25 protein-coding genes and 1 tRNA gene are annotated in these 18,399 nt (G+C 55.4%); all 26 read left to right on the plus strand.

Annotation, left to right across the window (positions count from 1 at the left end; genetic code table 11):
• Positions 1–152: 152 nt before the first annotated feature.
• Positions 153–782: a YphA family membrane protein gene (locus ACFFSY_RS26780; RefSeq protein WP_377499930.1), complete on the plus strand. Its 630-nt coding sequence runs from the start codon at positions 153–155 to the stop codon at positions 780–782.
• Between the two features lie 2 nt (positions 783–784).
• On the plus strand, positions 785–1,711 hold the full coding sequence (locus ACFFSY_RS26785) for a YIEGIA family protein (protein ID WP_377500443.1): 927 nt from the start codon (positions 785–787) through the stop codon (positions 1,709–1,711).
• Positions 1,704–1,886: a capping complex subunit for YIEGIA gene (locus ACFFSY_RS26790; RefSeq protein WP_377499932.1), complete on the plus strand. Its 183-nt coding sequence runs from the start codon at positions 1,704–1,706 to the stop codon at positions 1,884–1,886. The genes ACFFSY_RS26785 and ACFFSY_RS26790 overlap by 8 nt, the downstream gene beginning before the upstream one ends.
• A gap of 110 nt (positions 1,887–1,996) precedes the next feature.
• Positions 1,997–3,319, plus strand: a complete 1,323-nt coding sequence (gene der / locus ACFFSY_RS26795) for a ribosome biogenesis GTPase Der (RefSeq protein ID WP_377499934.1) — start codon at positions 1,997–1,999, stop codon at positions 3,317–3,319.
• A 90-nt stretch (positions 3,320–3,409) separates the two neighbouring features.
• Entirely contained in the window at positions 3,410–4,003 is a 594-nt protein-coding gene (gene plsY / locus ACFFSY_RS26800) for a glycerol-3-phosphate 1-O-acyltransferase PlsY (RefSeq protein ID WP_377499936.1), read from the plus strand.
• A gap of 12 nt (positions 4,004–4,015) precedes the next feature.
• Positions 4,016–5,038, plus strand: coding sequence for an NAD(P)H-dependent glycerol-3-phosphate dehydrogenase (locus ACFFSY_RS26805; RefSeq protein ID WP_377499938.1), 1,023 nt, complete (start codon positions 4,016–4,018; stop codon positions 5,036–5,038).
• 112 nt (positions 5,039–5,150) lie between these two features.
• Positions 5,151–5,429 carry a stage VI sporulation protein F gene (locus ACFFSY_RS26810; RefSeq protein WP_377499940.1) on the plus strand — a complete coding sequence of 93 codons (279 nt, stop codon included), beginning with the start codon at positions 5,151–5,153 and terminating at the stop codon, positions 5,427–5,429.
• Positions 5,430–5,605: 176 nt separating this feature from the next.
• A complete protein-coding gene (locus tag ACFFSY_RS26815) occupies positions 5,606–5,785 on the plus strand; it encodes a DUF2768 family protein (RefSeq protein ID WP_377499942.1) in 180 nt (59 codons plus the stop codon).
• A gap of 59 nt (positions 5,786–5,844) precedes the next feature.
• Positions 5,845–6,141 carry a 2Fe-2S iron-sulfur cluster-binding protein gene (locus ACFFSY_RS26820; RefSeq protein ID WP_377499944.1) on the plus strand — a complete coding sequence of 99 codons (297 nt, stop codon included), beginning with the start codon at positions 5,845–5,847 and terminating at the stop codon, positions 6,139–6,141.
• 16 nt (positions 6,142–6,157) lie between these two features.
• Positions 6,158–6,763, plus strand: a complete 606-nt coding sequence (locus ACFFSY_RS26825) for a hypothetical protein (RefSeq protein ID WP_377499946.1) — start codon at positions 6,158–6,160, stop codon at positions 6,761–6,763.
• Positions 6,753–7,097, plus strand: a complete 345-nt coding sequence (locus ACFFSY_RS26830) for a 2Fe-2S iron-sulfur cluster-binding protein (protein WP_377499948.1) — start codon at positions 6,753–6,755, stop codon at positions 7,095–7,097. Before ACFFSY_RS26825 ends, ACFFSY_RS26830 begins: the two co-directional genes overlap by 11 nt.
• Positions 7,098–7,144: 47 nt before the next feature.
• On the plus strand, positions 7,145–7,870 hold the full coding sequence (locus tag ACFFSY_RS26835; protein WP_377499950.1) for a YphF family lipoprotein: 726 nt from the start codon (positions 7,145–7,147) through the stop codon (positions 7,868–7,870).
• A gap of 665 nt (positions 7,871–8,535) precedes the next feature.
• Positions 8,536–10,014 carry a stage IV sporulation protein A gene (gene spoIVA / locus ACFFSY_RS26840; RefSeq protein ID WP_377499952.1) on the plus strand — a complete coding sequence of 493 codons (1,479 nt, stop codon included), beginning with the start codon at positions 8,536–8,538 and terminating at the stop codon, positions 10,012–10,014.
• Positions 10,015–10,321: 307 nt separating this feature from the next.
• Positions 10,322–10,597 (plus strand): non-specific DNA-binding protein Hbs, encoded by a 276-nt coding sequence (hbs, locus tag ACFFSY_RS26845; protein WP_183598181.1) that lies wholly within the window; start codon positions 10,322–10,324, stop codon positions 10,595–10,597.
• Positions 10,598–10,764: 167 nt separating this feature from the next.
• Positions 10,765–10,841, plus strand: a tRNA-Pro gene (locus ACFFSY_RS26850).
• An 85-nt stretch (positions 10,842–10,926) separates the two neighbouring features.
• Positions 10,927–11,145, plus strand: coding sequence for a trp RNA-binding attenuation protein MtrB (mtrB, locus tag ACFFSY_RS26855; RefSeq protein WP_377499954.1), 219 nt, complete (start codon positions 10,927–10,929; stop codon positions 11,143–11,145).
• A gap of 141 nt (positions 11,146–11,286) precedes the next feature.
• Positions 11,287–11,817, plus strand: coding sequence for a hypothetical protein (locus ACFFSY_RS26860; RefSeq protein ID WP_377499956.1), 531 nt, complete (start codon positions 11,287–11,289; stop codon positions 11,815–11,817).
• A 123-nt stretch (positions 11,818–11,940) separates the two neighbouring features.
• Entirely contained in the window at positions 11,941–12,813 is an 873-nt protein-coding gene (locus ACFFSY_RS26865; protein WP_377499958.1) for a heptaprenyl diphosphate synthase component 1, read from the plus strand.
• 7 nt (positions 12,814–12,820) lie between these two features.
• On the plus strand, positions 12,821–13,537 hold the full coding sequence (locus ACFFSY_RS26870; RefSeq protein ID WP_377499960.1) for a demethylmenaquinone methyltransferase: 717 nt from the start codon (positions 12,821–12,823) through the stop codon (positions 13,535–13,537).
• Positions 13,534–14,421: a UbiA-like polyprenyltransferase gene (locus ACFFSY_RS26875; protein ID WP_377499962.1), complete on the plus strand. Its 888-nt coding sequence runs from the start codon at positions 13,534–13,536 to the stop codon at positions 14,419–14,421. The genes ACFFSY_RS26870 and ACFFSY_RS26875 overlap by 4 nt, the downstream gene beginning before the upstream one ends.
• A complete protein-coding gene (locus tag ACFFSY_RS26880) occupies positions 14,415–15,065 on the plus strand; it encodes a UbiX family flavin prenyltransferase (RefSeq protein WP_377499964.1) in 651 nt (216 codons plus the stop codon). Before ACFFSY_RS26875 ends, ACFFSY_RS26880 begins: the two co-directional genes overlap by 7 nt.
• Complete coding sequence (locus ACFFSY_RS26885; RefSeq protein ID WP_377499966.1) at positions 15,028–15,891, plus strand: menaquinone biosynthetic enzyme MqnA/MqnD family protein; 864 nt, start codon at positions 15,028–15,030, stop codon at positions 15,889–15,891. The genes ACFFSY_RS26880 and ACFFSY_RS26885 overlap by 38 nt, the downstream gene beginning before the upstream one ends.
• Positions 15,888–16,862 carry a polyprenyl synthetase family protein gene (locus ACFFSY_RS26890; protein WP_377499968.1) on the plus strand — a complete coding sequence of 325 codons (975 nt, stop codon included), beginning with the start codon at positions 15,888–15,890 and terminating at the stop codon, positions 16,860–16,862. The genes ACFFSY_RS26885 and ACFFSY_RS26890 overlap by 4 nt, the downstream gene beginning before the upstream one ends.
• Before the next feature lie 30 nt (positions 16,863–16,892).
• On the plus strand, positions 16,893–17,336 hold the full coding sequence (gene ndk, locus ACFFSY_RS26895; protein ID WP_377499970.1) for a nucleoside-diphosphate kinase: 444 nt from the start codon (positions 16,893–16,895) through the stop codon (positions 17,334–17,336).
• 33 nt (positions 17,337–17,369) lie between these two features.
• The gene (locus ACFFSY_RS26900) at positions 17,370–18,149 is read left to right on the plus strand and encodes a CheR family methyltransferase (RefSeq protein WP_377499972.1); all 780 of its coding nucleotides are present in this window, start codon (positions 17,370–17,372) and stop codon (positions 18,147–18,149) included.
• A 72-nt stretch (positions 18,150–18,221) separates the two neighbouring features.
• Entirely contained in the window at positions 18,222–18,389 is a 168-nt protein-coding gene (locus tag ACFFSY_RS26905) for a hypothetical protein (protein WP_377499974.1), read from the plus strand.
• Positions 18,390–18,399: the final 10 nt, after the last annotated feature.

An 18,399-nucleotide genomic window follows, 5' to 3' on the forward strand; every position in this document is an offset into this window, starting at 1 on the left:
CTACTTTACTGTTTTACTACTTATTACCCCACTCACTTCCTTAACCTGACAGCATTGCAGGAGGGGGAAGGGGCGAGGGTACCGAATCCCATGGAATGTAAAGGAAACTTCCCGCGCATACTAAACCATCAAGCGAGGTGAGCGTATTGGGGTTGAATAGCGGAATAACCGCTTTGTGGCTGTTGACGATGGCGGGCATCCTCTATATGACGGGATGGCAGAGGCAAGTCGCGGACCATACGCCGGCATGGAAGGTCACGATCGTACTGGCCGGAATCGCGCTGCTGCATCAATATCGGTTTGCGATCGGTTGGCGGGGTATCGACATATACGGAAGTGCGGCCTGGGCGATTGCCTGCGCGCTTGTCGCATTGGCGGCGTCGCGCAGCCTATTGCAGTCGTTGTTCGCCCTGCTATGCGCCTTGCTCTCCGGAACCGTCTGGCTGTGGGTGAGGTATATGTACGAGTCCGACCCGGTGTTCGTGTTTTTGCGTCCCGAGCTGGACGGTCCGGTGCTGGCGGGATTTCTAGCCGGCATGTTAACGGAGACGATCGGTATGCATTTCTTCGTCGTCACGGCATCGGCGGCGATCGCGCCGCTCGCGGCGCTTTATTTGCCCGCGGCAGTGGCGAGGATCGAAATCGGATCGCTTGCCTGGTGGGACGGCACGGCCGTGGCGCTTGTTAGCGCACGGTTGACGGGGAATGTGAAAGCCGGCTTTCGGGCGATTGCAAAATGGCTGGGCGAAGGCAGATCCGGAGAGCGGGGAGGGAGCGTTTGAACATGTGGATTCATCATCATTTTGGCCAGCCGCATCATGTGTTGTACGGCATATTGCTTGGCGTGGCGTTCGGGATTACGGCAAGGCTGCTCATGCTGCGGACGGATTACCGGCAGTATCCGACTTATCCGCACGGGAGAATCATTCATATCTCGCTCGGCGTCATCGCGGCCGCGCTAGGCGCCGTGGCCGTGCCGGCATTGTATAAGAAAGACTACACGGCGATCACATTCCTGACGCTTGCCGCGCAGCAGTTCAGGGATGTACGCAACATGGAGCGCAATACGTTGACGAAAATCGACAGTTTGGAGCTTGTATCGCGTGGCGCGGCTTATATAGAAGGGACGGCCATGGTATTCGAAGGGCGCAATTATCTGGTCATTCTCTCCGCGCTGCTCACATCGCTCGCTTCTATCTCGCTCGGTCTTCCTTACGGCGTGGTGGCCGGCATCGGATCCTTGCTAATCGTACGAGCCTTAAAATCGGGCAAGTCGATTTCTCATATCGCCAGCGCCAGCGTCGCGCCGGTGAAGGTGGACGGGCCGGATTTGTTCGTTGGCGATATCTACATCATGAACGTTGGCCTCTCCTCCAACCAACAGTTGATCGCTGAACGCGGGATGGGCATTATTTTGGAGCCATACAATCCGAATGGGAAAGCGACGCTAAGCAATTTGGGGCAGCGGCAAGCGATTCTATTCGATTTGTGCACGATTTTGGGCGTTTATCGGGACGATGGGGAGCCCGCGCTCATCCCCATGGCGAAGCTGGATATGAAGGACGGTCGGCTGGCTATTTTCCTTCTGCCGCAGGAGCAGGATACGGCCAAAGCGTTGGCGGTCGTTCAACGCGTTCCGATTTTGGAGTCCGCGGTTCGGATGCCGACGGAAGCCGGCGTGAACAAAGGAGAGAGCAAGCAGCATGGGTAAAATTGTAGCCCTAGTCACGACCAAAGGTGACGCCGTCGCAGGGGGCGCCCCGATTTTTGTGGAACCCGACGCGGAAAAACGCGAAATGACGGCGTTCCTGCTGGAAAAGATCCTGGATGCCACGGCGCATGATCTGAAGAACGGGTCGTTTATACTGGTCGATCACCGTGACTAATGAAATGTTAGCCAAGGCCGCTGTTTTTTGCTATGATGGAAGGCGTGAGTATTTTGATAAACAGACGTAAGCGTTATGGGGCGGCTGTTTACGCTTGAGGAGTGAAATCAATGTCTAAACCCATCATCGCCATCGTAGGGCGGCCGAATGTGGGGAAATCTACAATTTTTAACCGTGTCATTGGCGACCGGTTGGCGATTGTAGAGGACAAGCCTGGCGTTACGCGTGACCGGATCTACGGCTCCGGCGAGTGGAACGGCACTGCCTTCAGTATTGTGGATACTGGCGGTATTGAAATTGACGGAGAAGATGAAATCATGAAGTCGGTCCGCATGCAAGCGGAACTGGCGGTTGAAGAAGCGGATGTCATCATTTTCATGGTCGATGCCAAAGCCGGGTTGACCCACGCGGACGACGAAGTCGCGCAGATGTTGCTGCGTTCGAGAAAGCCGATTGTCGTCGCCGTTAATAAAGTGGACAATTTTAACCGGCGTGACGATATTTATGAATTTTACAATCTGGGCTTCGGCGATCCGATCGCGATCTCGGGCTCGCACGGCACCGGTATCGGCGATCTGCTGGACGCGGCCGTCGAGCTGCTGCCCGAACCGGAAGAAGAAGTGTACGAGGACGACGTCATCCGCGTCGCGCTCATCGGCCGTCCGAATGTCGGCAAATCATCGCTTGTGAACGCGCTGCTCGGGGAAGAACGTGTCATCGTCAGCAATGTGGCAGGCACGACCCGCGACGCGATTGATACGCCTTTCGAGAAAGACGGGCAGAAATACGTGCTCATCGATACGGCGGGGATGCGCAAGCGCGGCAAAGTATACGAAACGACCGAGAAATACAGCGTCATGCGCGCATTGAAGGCGATTGAACGCGCCGATGTCGTTCTCGTGCTCATCAACGGCGAAGAAGGCATCATCGAGCAGGATAAGCATATCGCCGGCTATGCGCACGAAGCGGGCAAAGCGTCGATCTTCGTCGTGAACAAGTGGGATGTCGTCGAGAAGGACGACAAGACGATGCAGTCGTTTACGAACTTGATCCGGGATCACTTCCTATTCATGACGTATGCGCCGATCGTTTATTTGTCCGCGAAGACGAAGTCGAGGCTGCATAAGCTGCTGCCGGTCGTCAATCATGTCTCCGAACAGCATTCGCTTCGCATTCAGACCCATCTGCTGAACGACGTCATCTCCGATGCGATCGCGCTGAATCCGCCGCCTACCGATAAAGGCAAGCGGCTGCGCATCAACTATGTGACGCAGGTTGCCGTCAGGCCGCCGACATTCGTGCTGTTCGCGAACGATCCGGAATTGATGCACTTCTCGTATGAGCGTTATCTCGAGAACAAAATCCGGGCCGCGTTTAATTTCGAAGGCACGCCGGTTCGTATTTTCACCCGTCGGAAATCCGATGAAGATTAGGTCGACGATACGTCGGCCTTCTTCTTTATGCAGGCGGCAACTCTCAACACAGAGCCCAGGAGCTCTCGGCCAAGCAGGAGGAAAACAGATATGTTAGAAGCAGCAGCGATACTGATCAGCTATCTCTTAGGTTCGGTCTCATTCAGCATTCTTATCGCCAAATGGGTCAAGGGCATCGACATACGTAATCACGGCAGCGGTAATGCCGGCGCGACGAATACACTGCGCATTCTCGGCAAAGGCCCTGCGATCGCCGTGTTCGCGCTTGATATCGCCAAGGGGGTAGCCGCTGTTCTATTGGGCAAATTCATGGTGGGTGGCGATTGGCTGCCGGTATTGTGCGGATTGGCGGCAATCGCCGGTCACAATTGGCCGGTCTGGTTCGGCTTCAAGGGCGGCAAAGGGATTGCGACGACGGTAGGCGTGATCGCGACGCTTGCTTTTCTGCCGGCGCTGATCGCCGGTCTGATCGCCATTGCTTCCATCGCGCTAACCCGGTTCGTCTCGCTCGGTTCACTCATCTTCGCAGCGCTGACGCCGGTGTTTATTTGGCTCATGGATCGACCGATGGCTCTGCTGTGGGCGAGCTTGGTCATCTGCGTATTCGCCTTCGTCCGGCACCGCAGCAATATCGTGAAGCTGATGCAGGGAAGGGAAAACAAACTCGGCGCTCGCAAAGGGTAAGGAGGCACGAAGATGACGACACGCAAAGCGGCGGTGCTGGTCGCCGGCAGCTGGGGGACGGCTTTGGCCTCGGTGCTGGCTGACAATGAATACGACGTGCGCCTGTGGACGCGCAACGCGGAGCAGGCGGCAGAGATCAACCAATTACATACGAACAACCGGTTTTTGCCGGGAATTACGCTGCCCGAAGGAATCCGGGCGACGAACGATATCGCGGACGCGGTGATGGGAGCGGAGCTTGTCTTGTTCGCCGCGACATCCGCATCCATGCGAGAAGTAGCGGGCAAGGCGGCGCCGTACATGACGCCAGAGACACTTATCGTGCATGCGACCAAAGGTTTCGAGGTCGGGACGCTGAAGCGCATGACGACCGTGCTCGCCGAAGAACTGCCCGTCGATCCCAAGCGGCTCGTCGTGTTATCCGGCCCGAGCCATGCGGAAGAAGTGGTGAAGCGCCAGCCGACGACGGTCGTCGTCGCATCCGAGTCGCTGGAAGCGGCCGAACACGCGCAGGACGCGCTCATTACGCCGTTCTTCCGGGTCTATACGAATCCGGACGTAGTCGGCGTTGAAGTGGCCGGGGCGATTAAGAACATTATTGCGCTCGGCGCCGGTCTCACCGACGGACTCGGCTTCGGGGATAACGCGAAGGCCGCCCTACTCACGCGCGGGCTGTCGGAGATTACGCGACTGGGTATGGCGATGGGAGCGAACCCGCTTACCTTCTCGGGTCTTGCCGGCGTCGGCGATTTGATCGTAACGGGAACGAGCAAGCTGAGTCGGAACTGGCGGGCAGGCTCCATGCTGGCTGAAGGGCTTGCGCTTCAAGACGTGCTAGATCGCATGGGCATGGTGGTCGAGGGCGTACGGACGACCAAGGCGGCTCACGAGCTGTCGCGCACGTACGGCGTCGTCATGCCGATTACGGAGCAGCTATACAAGGTGCTCTTCGAAGGCAAGCAGCCGATCAAGGCGGCCGAGGACTTGATGGGACGGCTGCGCAAGCACGAAATGGAAGATATCGCCTCGCCATGAGCCTACACCAATCCCGTCCCCGCTTCATATGATGCTAGCAGCACCATGATACGCGCCGTCTGAGGCGGCAGTCTTCTTGGCAAGCAAGCACGAGCGGGAGGGATGAACGACAATGGCGGACAAAAATCTATCCAAAGATGTGCTGAACGTGGTCACCAAAAAAACCGGCAAGCCGATTTCCGAGAACGCCGTGAAAAAGTTGGCCAGCGGCGTCACTTCAGATACCGTTCAGAATGAGACCGAGCTGCGTAAACTCATTAAGCAAGTCTCGACGATGGCGGGTGTACCGGTAACGGAGCAAACGATCAACGATATCGTCGGCGCAGTCCAGAAGAGCGGGCTCAACATGAACAACATGGAGACGCTGATGAAAATGTTAATGAAGAAATAACGATCGACGAACAGATGCATCGGTTGCGCTTCTCGCTCTTGCGGACTGCGCAGCTATCGGCATCTGTTCCTTTTTTTTGTGTCAAAATCGGTAACCTGCGGCCGCGAAGTAGCCGTGCGTAGGCTGCAAATGCTATAATGGAACGAATATTTTGTCGGACAGGCAGGTGGTCGGTCATGGATCCAATGACAAAGATGTGGGTATCGTTTATCGGGATTGGGCTGATGGCAATATCGGCTGTGCTTATTACTGTAGCTCGATATAAGCTTAAAGGTGTTCTGAAAGCGCTATTGTCGGGGATAGCCTTTGTTTCGTTAGTTCTCGGCGCGTTTTTCGGATTTATTTCGGTGGCTTGATCGCGAAGCGGCAAGCATGTCAATCAAAGCTGTTACATAAGGGAAGGGGTCATGGAACGATGATTGAATTGGTGACGCGGACGAAAACCGCAGAGGTAGAAGCGGAGGAAGGCATGTCGCTGCTCGACTTGGCCGTCAAGCATAAGTTGGATTGGCTGTTTTCCTGTACGCGGGGCACTTGCGCCCGCTGCCGCTGTCTCGTAGAGGAAGGCGCTGAGTTTCTTGAAGAAGTGACGGACGCCGAATGGGACCGCATGGAGCCGGAAGAGTTCGAACAAGGCTACCGGCTAGCATGTCAAGCGATCGTCAAGTCCGATGCGGGTCGAATTAGAGCCGTGAACAAACCGTATTTCTAAAAGGAAGGTGAAGGTCGTGGGCGACAAAGAGACGGTTCGCCGGGCGTTGGCGAATATTGCAGCTAGCATTGATGGATCGGGAGCAAAGTGGCTCCTCGGCGGCAGTGCCGGCCTCCTGCTGCGCGGTCTGCGGCTCTCGCAGCCACCCCGCGATCTGGATTTATATGCGGACTTGGAGGAAGCGCGGCTGATTCACCGGATGCTGAGCCGCTACGCAATCGACGAACCGCACGAGAGCGTGACGGCGATGTACCGGTCCTTACTCAGCCATTATGAGGTCGATGGCGTTGCCGTCGAGTTAGTAGGCGGGTTCGAAGTGCATGCGGGCTTCGGCAGCTACGAAGTGAAGGTCAATGAGCTGCTGTACCGGCACCGGGAGGTAGTCGCATGCGGAAGATACGAAGTGGGCATCGTGCCGCTAGCCCACGAGCTATGGTTTAACGTCTTACGCGCCAGAGAAGATCGGACATTGCTCATTATGGACGCCATACGGCGCAATCCGGCGCCGCATTTAGCGGGATTGCGTGCGGTAGAGCATAGTGGCAGCTTCGAGAACAACATTGTCGCTGATGTACACAAGCGGCTGGATTTGACGGATCGGGGGAAGGTCGATGAGTGCTAAAGTACCCCTAACCTTTATGCCGGAAGGGAAAATGGTTCAGGTTCGCGCCGGGATATCGGTCCTGGAGGCGGCCAGAAGATCCGGTGTGCCGATCCGTACGCGCTGCGACGGGAAAGCGGCCTGTTTGATGTGCAAAGTGACGACGGATGGACAAGGGCTGTCCACGATTCAACCGATGGAGCAGCGCAAGCTAGCCGGTCTGGACGCCGAAGGCATTCGACTCGCCTGCCAAGCGAAAGTGTGCGGTCCGGCCATCGTCTGCGTGCCGGAAGATCCTCTGCGTGCGGCGGTACGCAAGCAGCTTGAGCGGCAGCGAGAAGAACCGCTGTGGTAGCGGCAGGCAAGGCGTGATACGGCGGTAATTGAAGGAGGAAACGACAGATGAATAGATGGAGGAGCGCGTCTCTTGCGGCCATTATGATCGTGATGGCGATTGTGCTGTCCGGATGCTTGTATCCGGAAGAGGAACGCGCGTCGAACGAATTGCCTGCCAAGGACGCGGTGCTGAACGTGCAGGCGGTCGTCGACCAGTACCAGAAGGATACGAGCCTGCTGCCGATTTTGAACAGCGAGCCCGATACGCCCGTGTACGAGAAATATCGGATCGATTTTGGCAAATTAACGCGCATGAAATATATGAGCGACATTCCCCCTGCGGCATACGAGAAGGGGGGAAGCTACTACTTTCTCATTATTAACGAGGAGACCGATCCTACCGTTAAGCTCATGAATCTATCGGTCTACCAGCGAGTCATCGACGTCCAGCGCGAAATTTCATCCTACCAGCGATCGAAAGGCGCGCTACCGCATGGAGAGCAAGCTTACCCGGGTTACTACTGGATCGACTATTCGGCACTCAACATTCGTGAACCCAAGCTCGTAAGCGTATTCTCGGGGCAGTCGCTTCAGACCATGATGGATGCGGGCGGCAACGTATACGTCGATTATGCGGCGGATCTGATGCAAGCGGTTCAGAAGTCTGGCGCGTCGCCCTCACCGAATCAGGATTTGAGGGAACTGCTTGTGAGCCGTTCGGATTTCGTGCCGGTCAAATCGCCGGTATACCATTTCGTCGACAACGAGCCGAAGCCGGTCGCGGCCGAATAACTACCGGACAATCCTTAAACGCAATAACCTTTGAGATAGGCAAATTGGAGAGTTCCGATTCGGAACTCAATCCAAATGGCCAGGGCGATATGCTGCGTTTCCATACCGGAAACGCAAACCAAATCGCCAGGGCAAAATGCTGTGTTCCGTATTCGGAACTCAAGCCAATTTGCCGTGGATGAATGCTGCGTTTCCTTACTGAAACGCAAACCAATCATCCTTGCGATATGCTGCGTTTCTATACCGGAAACGCAAACCAAATCGCCAGGGCAAAATGCTGTGTTCCGTATTCGGAACTCAAGCCAATTTGCCTTGGATGAATGCTGCGTTTCCTTACTGAAACGCAAACCAATCATCCCATCTCAAAGGTTTTTTTGCGTTTTTTTCCTTTCCTGTCATAGCCCCTCCCTTTCTCTCATATACCTCAATCTTGGAAGGAGCGAGTGCGGGGAAGGAACGGGTTTTAAAAGATTTCCTCGTGCGGTCGTCATATTCGGGGCTTTGGCTTAATAAGCTATTACTAGTCCAAATTCATGTACGAGTTGCGTCGCTTGCCTGCTTCGACCGGCGGATGGCGGCGAACCCTGACGACTACTCAGCAGGAGGAAACGCGGCAGTAACGGTACGTCCATGTACTGGCGAAATACGATTGGGAGGGGATATCAGTGGAGAAAGTGGACATTTTCAAGGACATAGCCGAACGAACCGGCGGGGATATTTACCTCGGTGTCGTCGGCGCGGTCCGCACGGGCAAATCAACCTTCATCAAACGGTTCATGGAGACGGTTGTGCTGCCAAACATCACGAGCGAAGCCGATCGGGTGCGCGCGATCGACGAACTCCCGCAAAGCGCGGCAGGCAAAACGATTATGACGACCGAGCCGAAATTCGTGCCGAATCAAGCGGTTCAGCTTCGCGTGGCGGAAGGGCTGGATGTCAACGTCCGCCTCGTTGACTGCGTCGGTTACGCCGTTGAAGGCGCTAAAGGTTACGAGGACGAGAACGGACCACGGATGATTACGACACCTTGGTTTGAGGAGCCGATTCCGTTCCAAGAAGCCGCTGAGATCGGCACACGCAAAGTCATACAGGAGCACTCGACGCTCGGCATCGTCGTCACAACCGACGGCACGATTGCCGAAATTCCGCGCAGCTCCTATGTCGAAGCCGAAGAACGCGTCATCAACGAGCTGAAGGAAGTTGGCAAGCCGTTCGTGGTCATCGTGAATTCCACGAAGCCGCGCAGCGAAGAAGCGCTCCAGCTGCGCAGCGAGCTGCAGGCGAAATACGATATTCCGGTACTGACGCTCAGCGTGGCGCAAATGGGCGAGGAAGACGTGACATCGGTGCTCCGCGAAGTGCTCTACGAGTTCCCGGTTCACGAGGTCAACGTCAATTTGCCGAGCTGGGTCATGGTACTCAATGATAACCACTGGCTGCGTTCGAACTACGAGAATTCCGTACGCGATACGGTGAAGGATATTCGCCGTCTGCGCGACGTCGACCGCGTGGTTAGCCAGTTCGTCGAATACGATTTTATCGACCGCGCGGGATTGAGCGGCATGAACATGGGGCAAGGGGTCGCGGAGATCGATCTCTACGCGCCGGACGAACTGTACGATCAAATCCTGATGGAGGTCGTCGGCGTCGAGATTCGCGGCAAGGATCACCTTCTCCAGCTGATGCAGGAGTTCTCCCATGCCAAGCGCGAATACGACCGCTTCCAAGAAGCGCTCGAGATGGTCAAGACGACGGGCTACGGCATTGCGGCGCCTACGCTGGCCGAGATGCAGCTGGATGAGCCGGAGCTGATCCGTCAAGGCTCCCGCTTCGGCGTGAGACTGAAGGCAACCGCGCCGTCCATCCATATGATCCGCGTGGATGTGGAATCCGAATTCGCGCCGATCATCGGCACGGAGAAGCAGAGCGAGGAGCTCGTCCGCTACTTGATGCAAGATTTCGAGAACGACCCGATCAAGGTATGGGATTCCGATATGTTCGGCCGCTCCCTGCATTCCATCGTGCGGGAAGGCATTCAAGGCAAAATCGCTATGATGCCAGACAACGCGCGCTATAAGCTGCAGGAGACGCTCGGACGGATCATTAACGAAGGGTCCGGCGGGTTGATCGCCATCATTCTGTAACGTCGCGATTTGCAAGAGACGCGCCCGGGCGGGCGCGTCTTTTGCGTGCCGTGAGCGGGGGTTCATGAAATTAACCTAGCCCAGCCTCTTGAAATTCTAAAGGCACTGTATTACTATAAGTTTGTTCGTGCTTCAACAGGAAGTAGCTGCGTGAGGTACATAATCTACTGCGGCGACCGCGTTTCGCTAGGTTTGAATTTGCGAAATTGCCGGATATATCCGGAATTCAGGTATATTTTTCGCCGTTTTGTGATAAACAGAATGGTAATGAAGCGAGTTTGCAATGCTGTAAGGGGAGGTGAAAGATATGAACAAAACGGAACTTATCGCGAAAGTGGCAGAACTTACCGACCTTTCCAAGAAGGATGCTTCGAAAGCAGTTGATGCTGTATTCGATGCGATCTCCGATGCGCTGCAAAGCGGCGACAAAGTGCAACTGGTTGGCTTTGGCAACTTTGAAGTGAAGAGCCGCGAGGCTCGCAAAGGACGCAATCCGCAAACGGGTGAAGAGATCGACATCCCTGCTAGCAAAATCCCATCCTTCAAAGCCGGTAAATCGCTGAAGGATCTGGTATCTCAATAATAACCGCGCGGCATCTGCCGCCTAACGCCCGGGACGAATCTGCTCCGGGCGTTTTTTAATGAAAATGCTCCCGAGTCTCTATTGACTTTGGGTAATAAATCCAGTAGACTACTTTTGCGGTTGGCACGAGCAGGGACGGACCGGTTCCGTATGCGGCTGCTGCATTTCGGGTGTTAGCTCAGCTTGGTAGAGCGCTACCTTGGGGTGGTAGAGGTCGCCAGTTCAAATCCGGTACACCCGACCATGTTAGCCTACATGACTGCTGCCTCGTTCCACGCCGAACGATCGGCAGTTTTTTCGACTTTGAGCCAGGAAGAGGGATAGACGAGATGAGCGAGAACAGCGAGTATATCGTTATCAAGGCGAAGGCGCAGGGCGTGCAAGTAATCGGGTTGACGCGCGGCCAGGACACGAAGTTTCACCATACGGAGAAGCTGGATAAAGGCGAAGTGTTGATCGCCCAATTCACTGATCACACCTCCGCAATCAAGATTCGCGGAAAAGCAACCGTCATTACGCGCCACGGCTCGATCGAAACCGACGAGTAGGCAAGGCTGGACAAGGGGCCGATCGATCGAATATCCATCAATTACGAGCATCCAAGCAGGCATAGCCTGCTTTTTTTCTTTGTACAATAGAGTAGCGAACAAAGTGCGAATGTACAAGGAAAGCGGGGATGCAGAATGGACATGACCGTGTGGAGAAGGCTGCTTGGCGCAGCAGGGGCGGCGATCGCCATAACGGCGCTCCTAACCCTCCTGCCGCTGGCGGAGCGGAGAATGCTCGATTCCCAAGGGGAGATGGCGGTCTTTCGCGCAGCGCCGATCAAACGGCTCGAAACTCGGAATCTGGTCGATTCCATCATCGCCCAGCAATTAAAGCTGCCCATACGGAAGGCCGAGTGGAGAGAAGGGGTGCTGTCTGTCGACTTGGCGGTGGATGGTGTGCCGGGACGAATCGATTTGTGGATGACCGATCTGCAGCAATTGACTGACCTGGCCTACGTCCAGACGAGCAACGTCAATCGCCTGCTCATTCGTTTCGTAAAGTCGGCACCGGCAGGCAGCGATGCGGTGGGGCGGTCTATGGTCATGCAAGCGGCTGCCGATATCCGGAAGACGGACGAGTGGCTGGCGAGCGCGTTGTCTGAAATCGGAGGGGCACGGCCAGACCTCGATCCGGTGTGGCGGGACAGATTGCGCATGTCCTTTGTCCGATGATCGTCTTTCGCAGGGCAATGGAGGCGAGGGGCGTGGTTCTATGGCGGAATCAACAATGAGGTGCTATAATAATTTAGATTATGAACAGCAAGATTTTCGCTGCTGTGCCCGGAGGCTTGACCGATGAACGCTTACACAATTGCTGATATCGCCCGGAAATACGTGGATTACGATATGATACAGTCCTATACGGAGCTGCCTGTCTATCCCGATTCACGGACAAGGCTGCTTTTCGCTTTTCTGGCGAATCCGAGCATGCCGAACCCGCACAGCGAGCTATATGCCCTAGTCACCTCGCTCGTACAGCTTGGGATGGACATTCACGACCGGATCGACAATGAGACCGGACCGCGGTCCGAACGCGAGATGAGATCGCGTCAGCTGAAGGTGTTGGCCGGCGATTATTACAGCAGCCGATTCTTTCATCTGTTGGCCCAGGCAGGCCAAGTTCACATGATCCGTCTGCTTAGCGAAGGCGTCTGCGAAGTGAACCGGCTTAAGATTGACTTCTATATGCGGATGAGGCAAAGGAAGTTGACGGCTGACCAATATTGGAGCGAGCGCGTCGGCATCGCCACCGAGTTGTTTGGAGTCTTTACGGGCATCCTTGACGACAAGAGCGCCGGGCTATGGGCCGAGCTGCTGCAGGACGTCGGGCGCTGCGAAGTCGCCGTTTCCGAGCTGAGCCGTTGCGGACAACCCGAGCTTTTCACGGAGAGCTGGGGGTATTGGCACGCGCTTGAAGCGGGTAACGGCGATGATCGGGGCCGGCTTGCAGATTCATCTGCGCTCGACCCGGCGTTTGTCCGGTCGCTTATGGACAGGTATGACATTGTAAGTTTGTTGCATGAGAAGCTGACACAGTCCGCCCAACGCATTCAACGGACAGCGGAGAGCCTCGATTCCGGATCGTTCGCAAGCGAGCTTGCGGCAATCGGCGAGTCGTTCCTGCTGCCGCCTGCGCCCGCAGCTTCGGTATTGGGCGAGAGAAGGTGAGAACACAATGCAGTCGAAACCGAAAGAACAGCATGTCCATTCCGTGTTTGAGAAAATCGCGCCCAAATACGACTTAATGAATGACTTGCTTAGCTTCCGCAGACACAAGGCTTGGCGGAAGTTCACGATGAAGAAGATGAACATGCAACAAGGTGACACCGCGGTCGACCTGTGCTGCGGCACCTGCGATTGGACGATCGCGATGGCGCAGGCAAGCGGCGGAGCAATCGAAGGCCTTGATTTTAGCCAGAACATGTTGGCCGTCGGCCAGACGAAGGTCAGCGAGCTGGGACTGGGCGGTCAGGTGACGCTCCATCATGGGAATGCGATGGAGCTGCCGTTCGAGGACAACCGGTTCGATTATGCGACGATCGGATTCGGACTACGCAACGTACCGGACTTGGTCCAGGTGCTGAAAGAGATGCAGCGGGTCGTCAAGCCTGGCGGGCAGGTGGTCTGTCTGGAGCTATCCAAGCCGACATGGCAGCCGTTCAAATCGATTTATTATTTTTATTTCGAACGGATACTGCCTGCGTTGGGCAAACTGTTCGCCAAGAGCTACGAGCAGTACAAGTGGCTGCCCGATTCGCTTAAAGCTTACCCGGATATGCACCGTCTGGCTGAGATTTACCGCGAGATCGGTCTTCGAGACGTGAAGGTATATCCGCTGACCGGGGGAATCGCCGCGCTCCATATCGGCACGAAGGGGGCGGAGCGAGGATGAGGTTCGGGAAACTAGGGAAGTTCGGTATCTTCTTGGAAATGATCAAAATCGAGCATACGATCTTCGCGCTTCCGTTCGCGTTCATGGGAGCGCTGCTTGGCGCGGTCGTCGTCGAGAAGCGGCTGCCAGAGTGGGGCGAGATCGGCTGGATTTTGCTCGCTATGATCGGCGCACGCAGCGCCGCCATGGGGTTGAACCGCGTGATCGACCGGGCCATCGACAAACGAAACCCACGGACGGCCATGCGGGCCATTCCGGCAGGTCTGCTGCGCGTTAGCGAAGTGATTGTCTTTATAGCGGCTTCCTTTATCTTGCTCTTCATTGCCGCATCGCAGCTCGATCCGATTTGCATCGTGTTATCGCCGATCGCCGTGTTTTTCCTTGTTTTTTATTCGTTTACGAAACGGTTTACCTGGTTATGCCATGTCGTGCTCGGACTTACGATCGGTCTGGCGCCGCTTGGCGCTTGGGTCGCGGTAACCGGCGAATTCGGCACGGCGGCTTGGCTTCTGTATATTGCCAATGTATTCTGGCTCGCCGGCTTCGATATTATTTATGCGTGCCAAGATTTCGATTTTGACCGCAGCAACAAGGTCCACTCCATTCCGGCGCGCTTCGGGCTCAAAGGGGCGCTTACGCTCGCAAGAGTGTTTCATATCATTACGGCGATCTGCTTGCTGCTGTTGTTCTGGACGACGAATCTGAGCTGGATTTACCTCGTCGGGACGATCGCGGCCGCCGCGTTCCTGTTCTATGAACATTGGATCGTCAAGCCGAACGACATTAGCCGCGTGCAGACCGCGTTCTTCACGATGAACGGCGCGCTTAGCACCGTCGTGCTGGCCGCGACGTTGTTCGACCTGGTGGTGCTTCACCAATGGTAAAGCCGAGTCGGACGAGATGGGCGGTCGGAATTACCGGAGCAAGCGGCGCGATCTATGGCGTCAGGCTGACAGAGGTATTGCTGGCGAGTGATATCGACGTACATCTCGTCGTGACGGAAGCCGGCTGGCGGGTGTTGAAAGAAGAGCTCGGCTGGACGGCCTCCAAGCGGCTGGACGAGCTGGACATCCGATTCCCCGGCATGCTTGCGAGCGGCCGCCTGACGTATCATCCTAACGCAGACATCGGAGCCTCGATTGCCAGTGGCTCCTTCTTCATTCAAGGCATGATCATTATGCCTTGCTCCATGGGTACACTAGCATCAGTCGCACATGGCATCTCGGACGACTTGATGACGCGCGCAGCGGACGTCATGTTGAAGGAAGGGCGTACCTTGCTGCTCGTCCCGAGGGAGACGCCGCTTCATGCGATCCATCTGGAGAACATGCTGAAGCTCGCCAAGCTAGGCGTCAAAATCGTGCCGGCTATGCCAGCATTCTATTATGGACCTCAGTCGCTGGCAGACATGGTGGATTTTCTCGTCGGCAAAGTGCTGGATAGCATTCACATCGAACACGATTTGTACAGAAGATGGGGAGATGATTCATATGGGGCTGCAACGCCCGATCACCATCGGACGGATTGATTACGCGAACGCATGGCCGCTGTTTCATTTTACGGACCGTGCTTTGCCGGAAGACCGTTACACGATCGTCAAGCGAGTGCCATCGCTGCTCAATCAAGCTATGCGCAAGGGCGAGCTTGACTTGACGGCTATGGCCGCTTTTGCCTATGCGCAGCATGCGGACGACTATCTGCTGCTGCCCGATCTGTCCGTCAGCGCGCGGGGCAGGGTGAATTCCATCCTGTTGTTCCTGAAAGCGCCGCTGGAAGACGTCCTGAACGGCGGGACGATCGCTGTGACGAACACCTCCGCGACTTCCATCAACCTGCTGAAAATCATTATGGGACTTTATTACGAAGCCTCGCCGAATTACGTTACAACGGAGCCGAATTTACAAGCGATGCTGGAACATGCGGACGCGGCGCTGCTGATCGGCGACCCGGCCATTCAGGCGTCCTGGAACTACAGCGGCTTAACCGTGCTGGACTTGGGCGAGCTGTGGCGCAATTGGACCGGCTACGGCATGACATTCGCGCTTGTCGCCGTTCGCAGAGAAGTAGCCAATGCGGCTCCACGCGAGGTGGCCGCCGTATGGAATGCGATGATCCAAAGCAAACGGCAAAGCCTGCGGCATCCGGAGGCGCTAGTGGATAAGGCATGCCGGGAGCTTGGCGGTACGGCCGAGTACTGGTCGCGTTATTTCCGAGAGCTGCATCACGATTTTGGACCGGACGAACAAGCCGGCCTTTCTTTATATTTCGAATACGCCCATCGGTTAGGTTTGCTGGAGAACCGCGTCCAGATGAACTTTTTCGAAGTGGATTCTGCGCTGCAGGTGAATGAATGAGACTACTCGATATTTACGCCAAAATGAAAGGTGACCTCGAGGTCATCGAAGATCGTCTCGCGCGCAGCGTATCCTCCGAGCATGCGCTGCTTACCGAGACGTCCACGCATTTGCTGAAGGCAGGCGGCAAGCGGATACGCCCTGTATTCGTGCTGCTATCCGGCAAATTCGGGCATTATGATCTATCGACGCTCGAGCGGGTTGCGGTCCCGCTCGAACTGATTCACATGGCTTCGCTCGTACATGATGATGTCATCGACGACGCCGCTACGCGACGGGGACAGCTGACAGTCAAGGCCAAGTGGGACAACCGAATTGCGATGTATACCGGCGATTATATCCACGGCAAGGCGCTCACGATCGTCACGGAGCTGCAAAATCCGCTGATCCATCAAATTTTGGCCAAGGCTATGGTCCAAATGTGCATCGGCGAGATGGAGCAAATCCGCGATTTCTTCAATACGGAGCAATCGATTCGCCATTATTTGCTGCGCATTCGCAGGAAGACGGCGCTTCTGCTGGCGATTAGCTGTCAGCTCGGGGCGGTTGCGGCCGGCGCGGATCCGGCGACCTATAATCGATTGTACCGATTCGGGTATAATGTCGGTATGGCTTTTCAAATCGGGGACGACCTGCTTGATTTGCTCGGTACGGAGAAGCAAATCGGCAAGCCGCCGGGCTCGGATATCCGGCAAGGCAATATTACGCTGCCGGTACTGCTCGCGCTCCAAGATTCGAACGTGAAAGACGCGCTCCTGTCAGAAATTCATCACATTCATGCCGAGGGCGGAGCAGGGGATACCCGCGCGGCGTTGAAGTTAATACGTAAGAGCGAAGGCATCAAGATAGCCGAAGGGATGGTAAGCCGTTATATTTCCAAGGCTATTCACGCGTTGGAAGGGCTTCCGGCGATTACAGCAAAGAAAAATTTAACGGACATCGCTCATTTCGTCGCAAAGCGGAATTACTAGCTTTCGTGATTGTCGGGAGGAGAACCGTACATGGAGAGAACGTTTCTGATGGTAAAGCCGGACGGTGTCCAACGGGGACTGATCGGTGAAATTGTTTCGAGATTCGAACGCAAAGGATTGAAGCTAGTCGCAGCCAAATTTATGCGCCTGACGCCTGAATTAGCGGAGAAGCATTATGCGGAACACGTGGGCAAGCCTTTCTATCCGCCGTTAGTCGATTTCATTACTTCGGGTCCTGTATTCGCCATGGTATGGGAAGGGGATAATGTAATCGCGCTGACCCGCGCAATGATCGGGAAGACCGACGCGCTGGAAGCATACCCAGGCACGATTCGTTCAGACTACGCGGTACATACCAATTTTAATCTTATCCATGGTTCCGATTCCACGAGTAGCGCCGAGCGCGAGATCGGCATCTATTTTAGACCGGAAGAAGTCGTGGATTACGAACATTCAATGCAGCGTTGGATCTAAAATACTTGTGAACAGCAGCAGGAGGACCCGCAGATGGATGATCAGGATTTCTTGCAGTTCGTCAAACGGATCAAAGAAAAAACCGCTATCGACCTGTCGCAGTACAAAGAAGCGCAGATGAAGCGCCGCCTGACGACGCTCCGGCAGAAGCACGGCTTCAATACCTTCGTTGCGTATTGGGACGCCCTTACCAAAGACAAAAAGCTGATGGACGAATTTCTCGATCGGATGACGATCAACGTGTCCGAGTTTTGGCGGAATCCGAGCCGGTGGGATGCGCTCGAGAAGCGGTTCCTGCCGGAGATGGCGAAGGCGGCGGGCAAGCTGAGAATATGGAGCGCTGCTTGCTCCACCGGGGAAGAGCCGTACACGCTTTCGATGATCGTCGACAAGCTCGGGCTGTCCGACCGCGTGTCCATACTCGCTACCGATCTCGACAACCAAGTGCTGCAGAAGGCCATGCAGGGCCAATACCAGGATCGTTCCATCCGGGATGTGCCACCTGCTTATGTCTCCCAATATTTGGTGAAGAAAGATGCGGACACGTACGAAGTAAATCCGAAGCTGAAGCGAATTATTACGTTCAAGCAAGGCAACCTGCTGCACGATACGTTCGATAGCGGCTTTGATCTCATCGTGTGCCGCAACGTCATGATTTACTTTACCGAAGAGGCGAAACAACTGCTCTACCACAAATTTTCGAAGGCGCTCAAGCCGGGCGGGCTGCTCTTTGTCGGAAGTACCGAACAAATCTTCAACCCCGCGCAGTACAATTTCGACCCGGCCGAGACATTCTTCTACCGAAAAGTGTAAAGGCATGTATAACCAATTCCATCTTCTCCAATACTACTTGATATCCGAGTGAATCTGGGTTGGAGGGTATGTATGGACAAGCGTAAAGTAATTGCGGCTTATCGGCGCGGCATGATCAACGTGCAGGAATGCGCGCAAATACTGGGCATCGATATCGGGCAGATCGCGCGGCTTGTGAACGATCCGTATTTGGCCGTTGATCCGCAATTACGGCAAAGCAAACAATCCGTCAATGGGTAGTGCCAGGCGG

Origin of the sequence: Paenibacillus aurantiacus (assembly GCF_042431225.1) — a bacterium.
In the GTDB taxonomy this organism is placed as follows: domain Bacteria; phylum Bacillota; class Bacilli; order Paenibacillales; family Paenibacillaceae; genus Paenibacillus_Z; species Paenibacillus_Z aurantiacus.

What these genes read in the sequence shown, in the direction of transcription:
- ACFFSY_RS26785 (WP_377500443.1), top strand. Translation starts at nt 785, where the DNA reads ATGTGGATTCATCATCATTTTGGCCAGCCGCATCATGTGTTGTACGGC.
- ACFFSY_RS26790 (WP_377499932.1), top strand. Translation starts at nt 1,704, where the DNA reads ATGGGTAAAATTGTAGCCCTAGTCACGACCAAAGGTGACGCCGTCGCA.
- der (WP_377499934.1), top strand. Translation starts at nt 1,997, where the DNA reads ATGTCTAAACCCATCATCGCCATCGTAGGGCGGCCGAATGTGGGGAAA.
- plsY (WP_377499936.1), top strand. Translation starts at nt 3,410, where the DNA reads ATGTTAGAAGCAGCAGCGATACTGATCAGCTATCTCTTAGGTTCGGTC.
- ACFFSY_RS26805 (WP_377499938.1), top strand. Translation starts at nt 4,016, where the DNA reads ATGACGACACGCAAAGCGGCGGTGCTGGTCGCCGGCAGCTGGGGGACG.
- ACFFSY_RS26810 (WP_377499940.1), top strand. Translation starts at nt 5,151, where the DNA reads ATGGCGGACAAAAATCTATCCAAAGATGTGCTGAACGTGGTCACCAAA.
- ACFFSY_RS26815 (WP_377499942.1), top strand. Translation starts at nt 5,606, where the DNA reads ATGGATCCAATGACAAAGATGTGGGTATCGTTTATCGGGATTGGGCTG.
- ACFFSY_RS26820 (WP_377499944.1), top strand. Translation starts at nt 5,845, where the DNA reads ATGATTGAATTGGTGACGCGGACGAAAACCGCAGAGGTAGAAGCGGAG.
- ACFFSY_RS26830 (WP_377499948.1), top strand. Translation starts at nt 6,753, where the DNA reads ATGAGTGCTAAAGTACCCCTAACCTTTATGCCGGAAGGGAAAATGGTT.
- ACFFSY_RS26835 (WP_377499950.1), top strand. Translation starts at nt 7,145, where the DNA reads ATGAATAGATGGAGGAGCGCGTCTCTTGCGGCCATTATGATCGTGATG.
- hbs (WP_183598181.1), top strand. Translation starts at nt 10,322, where the DNA reads ATGAACAAAACGGAACTTATCGCGAAAGTGGCAGAACTTACCGACCTT.
- mtrB (WP_377499954.1), top strand. Translation starts at nt 10,927, where the DNA reads ATGAGCGAGAACAGCGAGTATATCGTTATCAAGGCGAAGGCGCAGGGC.
- ACFFSY_RS26860 (WP_377499956.1), top strand. Translation starts at nt 11,287, where the DNA reads ATGACCGTGTGGAGAAGGCTGCTTGGCGCAGCAGGGGCGGCGATCGCC.
- ACFFSY_RS26865 (WP_377499958.1), top strand. Translation starts at nt 11,941, where the DNA reads ATGAACGCTTACACAATTGCTGATATCGCCCGGAAATACGTGGATTAC.
- ACFFSY_RS26870 (WP_377499960.1), top strand. Translation starts at nt 12,821, where the DNA reads ATGCAGTCGAAACCGAAAGAACAGCATGTCCATTCCGTGTTTGAGAAA.
- ACFFSY_RS26875 (WP_377499962.1), top strand. Translation starts at nt 13,534, where the DNA reads ATGAGGTTCGGGAAACTAGGGAAGTTCGGTATCTTCTTGGAAATGATC.
- ACFFSY_RS26880 (WP_377499964.1), top strand. Translation starts at nt 14,415, where the DNA reads ATGGTAAAGCCGAGTCGGACGAGATGGGCGGTCGGAATTACCGGAGCA.
- ACFFSY_RS26885 (WP_377499966.1), top strand. Translation starts at nt 15,028, where the DNA reads ATGGGGCTGCAACGCCCGATCACCATCGGACGGATTGATTACGCGAAC.
- ACFFSY_RS26890 (WP_377499968.1), top strand. Translation starts at nt 15,888, where the DNA reads ATGAGACTACTCGATATTTACGCCAAAATGAAAGGTGACCTCGAGGTC.
- ndk (WP_377499970.1), top strand. Translation starts at nt 16,893, where the DNA reads ATGGAGAGAACGTTTCTGATGGTAAAGCCGGACGGTGTCCAACGGGGA.
- ACFFSY_RS26900 (WP_377499972.1), top strand. Translation starts at nt 17,370, where the DNA reads ATGGATGATCAGGATTTCTTGCAGTTCGTCAAACGGATCAAAGAAAAA.
- ACFFSY_RS26905 (WP_377499974.1), top strand. Translation starts at nt 18,222, where the DNA reads ATGGACAAGCGTAAAGTAATTGCGGCTTATCGGCGCGGCATGATCAAC.